11 protein-coding genes are annotated in these 11,256 nt (G+C 49.1%); 10 read left to right on the top strand and 1 reads right to left on the bottom strand.

Going from position 1 to position 11,256, the window contains the following annotated elements:
• The first annotated feature begins 18 nt into the window (after nt 1-18).
• The 9 genes from argJ to argH all read left to right on the top strand — a co-directional run bounded on the left by argJ (nt 19) and on the right by argH (nt 8,826).
• Complete coding sequence (gene argJ / locus Ga0451573_RS11545) at nt 19-1,230, top strand: bifunctional glutamate N-acetyltransferase/amino-acid acetyltransferase ArgJ (protein ID WP_231684289.1); 1,212 nt, start codon at nt 19-21, stop codon at nt 1,228-1,230.
• 64 nt (nt 1,231-1,294) lie between these two features.
• Nucleotides 1,295-2,194 carry a radical SAM protein gene (locus Ga0451573_RS11540; protein WP_231684288.1) on the top strand — a complete coding sequence of 300 codons (900 nt, stop codon included), beginning with the start codon at nt 1,295-1,297 and terminating at the stop codon, nt 2,192-2,194.
• 38 nt (nt 2,195-2,232) lie between these two features.
• A complete protein-coding gene (locus Ga0451573_RS11535; RefSeq protein ID WP_231684287.1) occupies nt 2,233-2,697 on the top strand; it encodes a pyridoxamine 5'-phosphate oxidase family protein in 465 nt (154 codons plus the stop codon).
• Between the two features lie 42 nt (nt 2,698-2,739).
• Nucleotides 2,740-3,627, top strand: coding sequence for an acetylglutamate kinase (gene argB / locus Ga0451573_RS11530; protein ID WP_231684382.1), 888 nt, complete (start codon nt 2,740-2,742; stop codon nt 3,625-3,627).
• Nucleotides 3,628-3,661: 34 nt separating this feature from the next.
• On the top strand, nt 3,662-4,867 hold the full coding sequence (locus Ga0451573_RS11525; protein ID WP_231684286.1) for an aspartate aminotransferase family protein: 1,206 nt from the start codon (nt 3,662-3,664) through the stop codon (nt 4,865-4,867).
• Nucleotides 4,868-4,910: 43 nt separating this feature from the next.
• Nucleotides 4,911-5,855, top strand: coding sequence for an ornithine carbamoyltransferase (gene argF, locus Ga0451573_RS11520; protein ID WP_231684285.1), 945 nt, complete (start codon nt 4,911-4,913; stop codon nt 5,853-5,855).
• A 17-nt stretch (nt 5,856-5,872) separates the two neighbouring features.
• Nucleotides 5,873-7,084 carry an argininosuccinate synthase gene (locus Ga0451573_RS11515; RefSeq protein ID WP_231684284.1) on the top strand — a complete coding sequence of 404 codons (1,212 nt, stop codon included), beginning with the start codon at nt 5,873-5,875 and terminating at the stop codon, nt 7,082-7,084.
• A 43-nt stretch (nt 7,085-7,127) separates the two neighbouring features.
• Nucleotides 7,128-7,403, top strand: coding sequence for a hypothetical protein (locus Ga0451573_RS11510; protein ID WP_231684283.1), 276 nt, complete (start codon nt 7,128-7,130; stop codon nt 7,401-7,403).
• 28 nt (nt 7,404-7,431) lie between these two features.
• Nucleotides 7,432-8,826 (top strand): argininosuccinate lyase, encoded by a 1,395-nt coding sequence (argH, locus tag Ga0451573_RS11505; protein ID WP_231684282.1) that lies wholly within the window; start codon nt 7,432-7,434, stop codon nt 8,824-8,826.
• A gap of 68 nt (nt 8,827-8,894) precedes the next feature.
• Here the strand turns inward: argH and Ga0451573_RS11500 are convergent, their stop codons facing one another.
• Nucleotides 8,895-9,668, bottom strand: coding sequence for a hypothetical protein (locus tag Ga0451573_RS11500; RefSeq protein WP_231684281.1), 774 nt, complete (start codon nt 9,666-9,668; stop codon nt 8,895-8,897).
• A 124-nt stretch (nt 9,669-9,792) separates the two neighbouring features.
• Between Ga0451573_RS11500 and dapG the strand changes: the two genes are divergently transcribed.
• A complete protein-coding gene (gene dapG / locus Ga0451573_RS11495; protein WP_231684280.1) occupies nt 9,793-10,992 on the top strand; it encodes an aspartate kinase in 1,200 nt (399 codons plus the stop codon).
• Nucleotides 10,993-11,256 lie beyond the last annotated feature (264 nt).

Below are 11,256 nucleotides of genomic sequence, written 5' to 3'. Positions count from 1 at the left end.
AGGTTAGGAGGAAAATATATGATTCATGATATACAATACATAGAGGGAAGTATCACTGCTCCGCAGGGGTTCAGGGCTGCAGGGGTAAAGGCGCGGATTAAGTACGACAAAAAAGACCTGGCATTAATAGTTTCTGAGGTTCCGGCTGCCGCCGCAGGGGTATTTACCACCAATGCGGTCAAGGCTGCTCCGGTGGTGCTGTCTAAACGGCATATTGCCGGCGGCAGAGCCCAAGCTGTTGTTGTTAACAGCGGCTGTGCCAATGCCTGCACAGGCGAAGACGGCATGGCTATGGCTCTGGAAATGGCTCGTGAAGCCGCAGGACACCTTAAAATCAGTCCTGAAGATGTTGTAGTGGCATCAACAGGAGTAATTGGTGATAAGCTGCCCATGGACAGGATAAAAGCGGGGATAAGTGAAGCTTCGCAAGCCTTGAGTTCCCCGGGTGGACATGATGCCGCTCTGGCGATAATGACAACAGATACGGTTTCGAAGGAAGCCCTGATACAATTTGAAATCGGGGGCAGGACCGTTACTATTGGGGGGATTGCCAAAGGGTCAGGGATGATTAGGCCAAATATGGCCACTATGCTGGCCTTTGTGACAACTGATGCCGGGATAACCTCTGAGCTGCTGCAAAAGGCCCTCACTTATGTCACTGCCAGAACTTTTAATATGGTCACTGTAGATGGAGACACCAGTACCAATGACTCCCTGGTTATACTGGCCAACGGCCTGGCGGGGCATAGTCCCATCAAAAGGGAAGATGAGAATTTCCTTGTCTTCAGGGATGCCCTGGAAAAGGTCTGTGCCGCTCTGGCCAGAATGATTGCCCGTGATGGGGAAGGGGCGACGAAATTCATAGAGGTGGAGGTCAGGAATGCCCCGACCTTTGCAGATGCCGGGGCAGTGGCCATGGCAGTGGCCAATTCCAACCTGGTGAAAACTGCAGTTTTCGGTGAGGATGCCAACTGGGGCCGGATTATCTGTGCTGCCGGGTACTCGGGTGCAGACCTAGACCCGGGAAGGATTGATATCTTCATTGGGGATGAGAAAATGGCCGAAAACGGGGCTGCTCTTAATTTTAGTGAGGAGCGGGCTAAAGAGATTCTTAGCCGCGAAGAAGTTAAGATTACTATTGATTTGCATCATGGCAGTGAAAAAGCAACAGCCTGGACGTGTGATTTTTCATTTGATTATGTGAAGATAAATGCCAGTTACAGGTCATAGCTGCCGAGCGGAGGACATGACTGCCGGTTTAAAGTATATGAGGAGAGGAAGAACAGGGGTGGGAATGAAATTTTCGCAGGTGATGTACCTGGCCCGGTATTATGTCAGGGCAAGGTTCATGAATGATAAGAGGCCGATACTTGCCGGGATGAAGCTGACCCACAGGTGTACTCTTAGGTGTCGGCAGTGTCCCTACTGGCAGAGGCCAGTCCCAGACCTGGAGTGGGAAATGATTATGAAATTATTGCCACAGTTCCGGGAGCAGGGGATTAGGGTTTTAATCCTGGAGGGTGGGGAACCACTTTTGTGGAAGGATGGCGGCCGGACTGTAAAAGATATTGTCAGGGAAGCCCGGAAGCATTTTTTCTGTGTTGGAGTGACAACTAACGGGACCCTGCCGCTGGATGTGGGTGCCGACATATTATGGGTCAGCCTTGACGGACTGCGGGAAACCCATGACCGTCTGCGGGGAGAGTCATTTGACCGGATAATTCACAACATCAAGAGTTCAAAACACCCCAAGATTTTTGCCAATATCACCATAAACCGCATCAACCACAGGGAAGTTCCCGCTCTGGTCAGATTTTTGGCGCCGCTTGTAAGAGGCATTACCATTCAGTTTTTTTATCCATATCCGGAAAGTGAAGATTTACTGCTTACATGGGAAGAACGTGCCGATATTCTTGATAAGCTGATTAAGCTGAAGAAAGTTGGTTATCCCATCAGTGATTCTATCCCGGCCATGGAAAAGCTTAAACAAAATACATGGGTTTGTGAGCCCTGGATGATTGCTAATATTGAGCCTGACGGTTCGTTTAACCAGGGGTGTTACCTGCAAAACCGGACAACTGATGATAACCCTTGCAGGCTCTGCGGTTTTGCGGCACACACCGAAATCTCCCTTGCCTACCAGCTGCACTGGAGTGCGATAATGGCCGGGAAAGATATCCTGGGGATATTTTAATAAATATTACTACGTAAAAAAATACCGGAGGAGGGCAAATGTTGTCTGGAAAAGATTTGACACCGGAAAAGTGTATGGAAATACTTGAACGGGAACAGACAGGGTTTTTGGCGATGTGCCGGGACGATATGCCATACTGTATTCCCGTGAACTATTTTTTTGACCGGGAGCAGCAAAAGATATATATCCATACAGGCCTTAAAGGGCTTAAGTGGGATATCCTGGCCCACAACCCGTTGGTTTGCTTTACTGTGGCTGACCCGGGCTGCAAACGAACAGGTGACAGTCCCTGTACATATACATATGAATTTGAGAGTGTGGCGGTTTTCGGAAAAGCCGCAGAGGTGGAAGGAAAAAGTGAAGTGTCCTTAAGTTTGAATAAATTAGTGGAAAAATACCGCGATACAGAAATTTCACCGGTGCCGAAAGAAAAGCTCGCTGTGCTCCGAATGATTCGGATCGACATAGAAAGGATTACCGGCAGGCACAACAGGTCTGTGTAGCACACAGGGAACTAAATAGAATATGAGAGGGGTTGAGAGATGATGAAGAATGCAGTAGAAAAAGCGGGTATTCTTATTGAAGCCCTGCCATATATCAGGAAATTCTACGGGAAAACAGTTGTTATCAAGTATGGTGGTCATGCCATGGTAAATGATAACCTTAAACAAGCGGTAATTAATGACGTGATTCTAATGAAATTAATTGGAATTAACCCGGTGATAGTCCACGGGGGCGGGCCGGAAATCACTGAAATGCTGAAGCGGCTGGATATACCCTCACAGTTTGTGGCCGGGTGCCGGGTGACAGATCCGGCTACCATGGAAATCGTGGAGATGGTCCTGGTAGGGAAAATTAATAAAGAGATAGTGGCCCTGATTAACAGGCACGGCGGCAAAGCTGTGGGGCTGTCCGGAAAAGACGCCAGCCTTATCCAGGCTGTGAAAAAAATGGGCAGGGCTGTTGATTCTGAGGGCAACCATTCCCTGCAGGATATCGGGTTTGTGGGAGATGTGAAAAAAATCAACCCGGAAATAATCCAGACTATTATCAGCCAGGGGTATATTCCCGTAGTAGCCCCGGTCGGTGTCGGGGAAGAGGGGGAAAGCTACAACATCAATGCAGATTATGTTGCCGGTGAGGTGGCTGCGGCCCTGAATGCTGATAAGCTGATCCTGCTTACTGATGTTGAGGGCATTTTTGAAGATTACAGTGATAAGGAAACACTTATATCAGAGCTCAAGCTTGGTGAGGTTGAACAGAAAATTGCCTCAGGTGTTATCAGCGGAGGAATGATTCCCAAGGTGGAGTGCTGTGTACAGGCGATAGAAAAAGGGGTAAACAGCACACATATCCTTGATGGGAGGATACCTCATTCCATTCTGCTGGAGGTGTTTACCGATAAGGGTATTGGGACCATGGTCGTCAAGTAGCTGGAACTGACGAAAATTTAGGGGGGAAATTCCTGTGAATACAAAGGAAATAATGGCAAATGGACAGCAATATGTGATGCATACATATGGGCGGCTGCCCATGGCGCTTGTTAAGGGTGAAGGAGTATATGTATGGGATGCTGACGGAAAAAGGTATCTTGATTTTGTTGCGGGGCTGGCGGTGAATTCCCTGGGGCACTGCCACCCTGCAGTGGTTCAGGCCATTCGGGAACAGGCAGGAAACCTGATGCATGTCTCCAACATGTACTGGATTGAGCCCCAGGTGGATTTGGCGAAGCTCTTGGTTGAGAATTCCGCCCTGGATAAGGCTTTTTTCTGTAACAGCGGGGCTGAAGCCAATGAGGGGGCAATCAAGCTGGCCCGCAAGTATGCCCGGAAATACCTGGGCCCTGATAAATATGAAATAATAACCATGGAAAAATCCTTCCATGGCCGGACTCTTGCTGCCATAACGGCAACTGCACAGCCCAAATACCAGAAGGACCTGGACCCGCTGCCGGGGGGGTTCCGGTATGTTCCTTTTAATGATATTGCTGCCCTGGAAAAGGCGGTTTCACCGCATACCTGTGCTATTCTGATGGAACCGGTGCAGGGTGAGGGCGGGGTCAATGTAGCTGATTATGATTACATGCATAAAGTAAAACAGCTCTGTGCCGATAAGGGTCTGCTGCTTATTTTTGATGAGGTCCAGTGCGGCCTGGCACGGACGGGAAAATTGTTTGCCTATGAGCACTACGGCATTGAGCCTGATATGATGACACTGGCCAAGGCCATTGCCGGAGGCTTCCCGATGGGGGCTTTGATGGCAAAAGATAAGGTGGCGGAATGCTTCCAGCCGGGTGACCATGCCTCAACCTTTGGCGGCAATCCTCTGGCAGCGGCAGCAGGATGTGCTGCGGTAAGCCTTCTGGCAGACAAAGGATTCCTGGCTGAAACGGTGGAAAAGGGCAGTTATTTTGCAGGAAAACTTGACGGTCTCAAAGAAAAATATTCCTTTGTCACTGATGTGCGTGGTAAAGGTCTGATTCTCGGGATGGGGATTACCGTTGATGGCGGAAAAATAGTAGATTCCTGCCGGGGCAAGGGGCTATTGATTAACTGTGTGGGTGCAAATGTATTGCGGTTTCTCCCACCCCTTACTATTTCATTTGAAGATATCGACAATGCTGTAAAAATACTTGATGAGACCATGGGCGAATTTATTTCACATATTGTATAGCTTTACCAGATAAGGTAAACTATTATCGTACAGGAGGGATGACATGAATAGTTTACATTCCGGTCTGCGGGGTAAGGATCTGCTTGCCCTGTATTCACTGACCAGGGAAGAGATATGGGCAATTATGAAAGTGGCCCAGGATCTGAAAACCAAACAGAAAAAGGGTGAAGCCCACCCGATACTAAACGGAAAAACCCTGGGGATGATTTTTACCAAGTCTTCCACCAGGACCAGGGTATCTTTTGAGGTTGCCATGCACCAGCTGGGGGGTTATCCACTGTTTTTGAGCGGCCAGGAACTCCAGTTGGGACGCGGGGAGACTATTGCCGATACGGCTAAGGTGTTATCGCGTTACCTGGATGGAATCATGATCAGAACCTTTGCCCACTCGGATGTTGAAGAATTGGCGAAATATGCCAGTATACCGATAATTAACGGACTTACCGACTTGAACCACCCTTGCCAGATTCTGGCCGATTTTCAGACTATTCTGGAACACAAGGGCTGCCTTGAAGGACTGAAACTGGCTTATGTCGGTGATGGCAACAACGTCTGCCACTCCCTTCTCAATGGCTGCGCTAAAGTGGGAATGCACATTTCGGCGGCTGTTCCCGAAGGTTATGAACCAAGTCAGGAAATAGTGAGGATTGCCAGGGCCGATGCCGTTGAAACCAGAGCAGTGATAGAGATAACTGACGACCCCTTTAAGGCGGTTAAGGATGCCGATATTGTTTATACAGATGTATGGGCCAGCATGGGTCAGGAAGAGGAGCATGCGGAACGTCTGAAGATATTTGAGCCTTATCAGGTCAATGAAGAGCTGGTGAGCGTCGCGAAGCCGGATTATCTGTTTATGCACTGCCTGCCTGCCCACCGGGGTGAGGAAGTCTCTGCAGGGGTAATTGACGGGCCGAACTCGGTTGTCTTTGATGAAGCTGAAAACAGGCTTCATGCGCAAAAGGCCGTACTTGCCCTGACAATGATATAAGAGAGGAGTTTGACACTATGCCCAAAAAAGTTGTGCTTGCTTATTCCGGAGGGTTGGATACCTCCATAATCATTCCGTGGCTGAAAGAGAACTACGGGTATGAAGTAATCGCCATGGCTGCCGATGTAGGTCAGGGTGAAGAACTTGCCCCCCTACAGGAAAAGGCCATTAATACCGGGGCCAGCAAGATATACATTGAGGATGTCAAGAAAGACTTTGTTGAGGAATTCATCTGGCCGACCCTAAAGGCCGGGGCTGTATATGAAGGTAAATACCTGTTGGGGACATCTTTTGCCAGGCCTCTTATTGGGAGAAGGCTGGTGGAGATTGCCCGGCAGGAGGGGGCGGAAGCCATTGCTCACGGGGCCACCGGAAAAGGAAATGACCAGGTGAGGTTTGAACTGGCAGTGAAAGCCCTGGCGCCTGACCTGAAGATTGTTGCCCCATGGCGTGAATGGGACATTCGCTCCCGGGAGGATGCTATTGCTTATGCAGAGGAGAGGGGTATCCCCATTCCGGTTAAAAAAGGGCATGCCTACAGCATGGACCGCAACCTGTGGCATCTGAGCCATGAGGGTGAAGACCTGGAGGACCCGTGGAATGAGCCCAAATACGATATGTTATTGATGACAACTCCACCTGATAAAGCGCCTGATAAGCCTGCCTATGTCGAACTGGACTTTGAGCAGGGGATTCCGGTCAGGCTGAACGGAGAAGCTATGGATGGGGTCAGGATGATAGAGGAGTTGAACAAAACCGCCGGGGCCAACGGTGTCGGTATTGTTGATATGGTGGAAAACCGGCTGGTAGGCATGAAATCCAGAGGGGTTTACGAAACACCGGGGGGGACGGTCCTGTATGCCGCCCACCGCGAACTGGAACTGCTTTGCATTGACCGGGATACTCTGCATTATAAAGACCTGGTTTCCCAACGATATGCCGAGTTGGTGTATTACGGGCAGTGGTATCATCCTTTAAGGGAGGCCCTGGATGCGTTTGTGGATACTACTCAGAAGAGTGTTACCGGGACAGTGAGGATGAAACTCTATAAAGGCAGCTGTACCCCGGCAGGAGCGAAGTCGCGGTATTCCCTTTATAATGAGGAATTTTCCACCTTCGGCCGTGATGAGGTATATAACCAGAAGGATGCCGAAGGGTTTATCAACCTTTTTGGACTGCCATTGACGGTCAGGGCCATCATGGAGAAAAAGGCCGGCTTGAGGGACTAATCTTTCCGGGCCGCCGGAACAAATTATTAAAAGGAAGTTGTGGATGATGTTAAGTACTCCGGTTTTTATCAGTTTGCTTGTCCTTAGTGGGGTGGGTATTTTTCTGGGCGGATTTTATTACTACAAACCTGAAAAGATTGTCAGCAGAAGGGTGAAGAGTAGTCAATGGAAAGCGGCTCAGAAGGATCCCGAATTTAAGAAGTGGCTGGAAGTCGAATTCCTGACCCAGGTTAAGAAGACCCGCAGCATGGGGATGATTATGATTGTATTAGAGGCCATCCTGATGGTTCTCATTATCAGCCTATGGCTGAAAGGTTGAGCACTTTTTATGTTACAGGAGGAACACCATGAAACTTTGGGGTGGACGATTTACCAAGGGCACCGACAAGGTAGTTGAAGATTTTCATTCATCAATATCTTTTGACCAAAGGCTATACAGGCAGGATATCAGGGGCAGTATTGCCCATGCCGGGATGCTTGGCAGACAGGGGATTATTTCGCCCGCAGAGGCTGATGCCATTATCTCCGGACTGACGGCGATTCTTGCAGATATAGAAGACGGCAGGGTCCAATTTGATGTAGGGGCAGAGGATATCCATATGAATATCGAAAAACTGCTTACAGATCGTATCGGTGATGTCGGTCGTAAGCTTCATACTGCCAGGAGCCGGAATGACCAGGTAGCCCTTGATATCAAAATGTACCTGAAAGAGGAAATTTGCGCCACGGCGGGCCTGCTGGCAGGGCTTGAGGAAACCCTCCTGAAGCTGGCGGAAGGTCACACCGGGACGATTATGCCCGGTTATACCCATCTGCAGCGGGCACAGCCTATTACTTTCGGGCATCACCTGATGGCATATTTCCGGATGTTTGCCCGGGATATGGGCAGGCTGTTGGACTGCCTGGAGAGGACTGATGTCTTGCCCCTGGGATCCGGCGCCCTCGCCGGGACTACCTTTGATCTTGACCGGAACAGTGTTGCTGCAGAACTTGGCTTTGCCGGGATCACCGAAAACAGTCTAGATGGTGTCAGTGACCGGGATTTTGCCATTGAGTTTTGTGCCGCAGCTTCCATTATCATGATGCACTTAAGCCGTTTCTGTGAGGAAATCATCTTGTGGTCATCTGCCGAATTCAGGTTTGTGGAGCTGGATGATGCTTATTCTACCGGGAGCAGTATTATGCCCCAGAAAAAGAACCCTGATGTGGCAGAACTCATTCGGGGTAAAACCGGGCGCGTATATGGCGACCTGATGGCGCTGCTGACAGTGATGAAGTCACTGCCTCTGGCATATAATAAAGACATGCAGGAGGACAAGGAAGCTCTCTTTGACGCCATTGATACTGTTAAGGGATGCCTAATGGTCTTCACGCCTATGGTGGATACAATGACCCTCAATGAAACGGTAATGGCACAGGCTGCCCGCGGAGGCTTTACCAATGCCACCGAGGTTGCCGATTACCTGGCCAAAAGTGGAGTCCCGTTTAGAAAGGCACATGAGATAGTCGGTAAACTGGTTCTGGACTGCATCAACAGGGGAAAATCCCTGGAAGACCTCACTTTGGAGGAATATCGGGAGGTTTCACCGGTGATAGAAGCTGATATTTTTGATGCCATCAATATTGAAAAGTGTGTGGCTGCCCGCAGAGTTCCTGGAGGTCCGGCCCCGGAGGCTGTTCAGGCTTCTATTGACAAAGGGAAACAGTGGCTGCAGGAAATTAAGAAAAGGTTTACCTCATAAAGAAGGTCAGAAAAAATGTCCCAGAAGCGGGCGGGGCCCCACTGCTTGGGACATTTTCATTTTATGGTTTAAAAGCTCACCGTCATATTGTTGTAATCAATTTCGTATCCGTCAGGCGTGACCAGCTGAAAGATAAATTTCTTGTTTTCATTTAAGGCCATGATTTCACCGGAAACACTTGATACCAGATCCCTGAGGTCTACTGCCAGGACCTGGACACCGGTCCTGGCAGGTGTACCAACCAGTACTACCTGCTTATCAAAAACGATTATTTCTGTAACCATATGGTAGACAGCAATTATAGCAACCGAATCAGATGCTTTGTTGCCATAAACCGGAAGTTCAATATCACCGGCAAGCTCAGCTATGCCGCAGTTATGAAGGGTTTCACCCCACAGCACGGGGGTTCCCTGGGTGGCAAACAGCCTGTGATAGGAGTTGTGAATCCGGTCGGGGACTCTGCACCATTGGCCGTTTATGCTGTGCCAGTACGGCTGGTAGTCGGGGCGGACCCATGCCGTGTCCTGGTAAACCTCTTCAAATGGAACCCGTATTCCTTCCTCCATTACCGTAAGCGCAGGGAGCGTTTGTTCGACAGGGATGATGCTGTCTGAAGCTACCATTTTAACCGGCGCGGGCGGCTCCAGTTTGGCCAGCCTGTTTTTAAGTTCCCGGTTTTCTTTAAGGGTTTTTTCCGCTTCTGTCAACTGGTTTTCATTAACTGTCTGGATACTCACTTTTGGCTTATCATGGACCAGGGTGAATATCATGAAGGTCAGTGAAATTATAAGTACATACAATGTAAGCCGGTTTTTAGCAAGCAAGTTCTTCAGTTTGGACATAAATAACCACCTCATTTAGAGGATAGGCATTTATGGCAGTGTTTATACAAGTATTTGTTATTGAAATAGCAAAGTGATAGGTTTATACTAAAAAGATAGAGTTAATTGGGGAGAGGTGTAATCATTGAAGATCGTCGTCCAAAAATTCGGCGGGACATCTGTCGCGACTGCGGAGTCAAGAGAAAAGGTACTAAAGCGGATTATTGAAGCTAAAAATCAGGGATATTCCCCTGTGGTTGTTGTTTCGGCGATGGGCAGGAAGGGCGAGCCTTATGCTACAGATACCCTGCTTGGGCTGGTAAAGTCAGTACATGATGATGTTGAACCCAGGGAGCTTGACCTGTTGATATCATGTGGAGAGGTTATTTCTTCAGTAGTCATGGCTACACTGCTGAAAAGCATGGGCCACCAGGCTATCGCTTTGACCGGTGGACAGGCGGGCATATGTACTGACGGAGCATATGGGAATGCCCAGATACTTGAGATAGATCCCGGTTTTATCAGGCGGTCCCTGGCAGAAGGGAATATTGTTATCGTCGCCGGATTTCAGGGGACCAGTAAGGATGGCAGCACCACCACCCTGGGCCGGGGAGGCAGTGATACTACGGCAACAGCTCTGGGGGCAGCCCTGGAAGCAGAATATGTGGAGATATATACCGATGTTGACGGGGTGATGACAACAGACCCGAGGGTTATTCCCGATGCGGCCATCATGAAAGATGTCTCCTATAGGGAAATCTGTGAAATGGCTTATCACGGGGCCAAGGTCATCCACCCCAGGGCAGTTGAGGCAGCTATGAGCGGGAAGGTTCCGATTAAGATAAAAAACACCTTTTCAGATGCTGAGGGTACCCTGATAGCTGAAAATGTTGATGAAAGGGTTATCACCGGACTTGCTCACCTGACCAACATCAGCCAGATAAAGGTGGGGCCTCTTGACGGGAGCGCCGTCCAGATGGCTAAGGTAAAGGTGCTGAAGACAATGGCAGAAGCCAGAATCAGTATTGATATGATTGGAGTAGCGCCTAACTCTATTTTCTTTGTCATCAATAGAGATGATACTACAGGAGCCAGCCGGATCCTTCAGGAGGCAGGATATAATATTGTGGTTGATACCGATTGTGCCAAGATATCTGTAATCGGCGCCGGTATGGAGGGGGTTCCCGGTGTAATGGCAAATGCCATGGAGTCCCTTGACAGGGCAGGGGTTACAGTCCTCCAGACCTCAGACTCGGATATCACAATTTCATTTTTAATAAAGGAAACAGATGTAATGAGAGCCATGCAGATTCTATATGAAAGGTTCGACATGGGGAAGAGTTAGAGTTGCAGGTCAATTCCCAGAGGGACATTTTATAAAAAAATACCTTGACACATTGAAAGTGAGTATGTATACTAGATTCAATATATTTTCAATTCAAAAGGTGATGAAGGGGAATTTATACATGCGGAAGGCCTCCAGAGAGCCGGGGGAGCTGAAAACCGGCGCCGGATAATGTATAAGCTACTCACCCCTGAACCGGCAGCTGAACCGCATTCTCTGAGTGCCCAGTAGGTTTGCCCGGCGCAGACCGTTATCATGCAGGCG

The organism is Phosphitispora fastidiosa (assembly GCF_019008365.1).
GTDB lineage: Bacteria > Bacillota > Thermincolia > Thermincolales > UBA2595 > Phosphitispora > Phosphitispora fastidiosa.
This window is presented reverse-complemented; position numbering and strand designations above follow the sequence as displayed.

What these genes read in the sequence shown, in the direction of transcription:
- argJ (WP_231684289.1), top strand. Translation starts at nt 19, where the DNA reads ATGATTCATGATATACAATACATAGAGGGAAGTATCACTGCTCCGCAG.
- Ga0451573_RS11540 (WP_231684288.1), top strand. Translation starts at nt 1,295, where the DNA reads ATGAAATTTTCGCAGGTGATGTACCTGGCCCGGTATTATGTCAGGGCA.
- Ga0451573_RS11535 (WP_231684287.1), top strand. Translation starts at nt 2,233, where the DNA reads ATGTTGTCTGGAAAAGATTTGACACCGGAAAAGTGTATGGAAATACTT.
- argB (WP_231684382.1), top strand. Translation starts at nt 2,740, where the DNA reads ATGAAGAATGCAGTAGAAAAAGCGGGTATTCTTATTGAAGCCCTGCCA.
- argF (WP_231684285.1), top strand. Translation starts at nt 4,911, where the DNA reads ATGAATAGTTTACATTCCGGTCTGCGGGGTAAGGATCTGCTTGCCCTG.
- Ga0451573_RS11515 (WP_231684284.1), top strand. Translation starts at nt 5,873, where the DNA reads ATGCCCAAAAAAGTTGTGCTTGCTTATTCCGGAGGGTTGGATACCTCC.
- Ga0451573_RS11510 (WP_231684283.1), top strand. Translation starts at nt 7,128, where the DNA reads ATGATGTTAAGTACTCCGGTTTTTATCAGTTTGCTTGTCCTTAGTGGG.
- argH (WP_231684282.1), top strand. Translation starts at nt 7,432, where the DNA reads ATGAAACTTTGGGGTGGACGATTTACCAAGGGCACCGACAAGGTAGTT.
- Ga0451573_RS11500 (WP_231684281.1), bottom strand. Translation starts at nt 9,668, where the DNA reads ATGTCCAAACTGAAGAACTTGCTTGCTAAAAACCGGCTTACATTGTAT.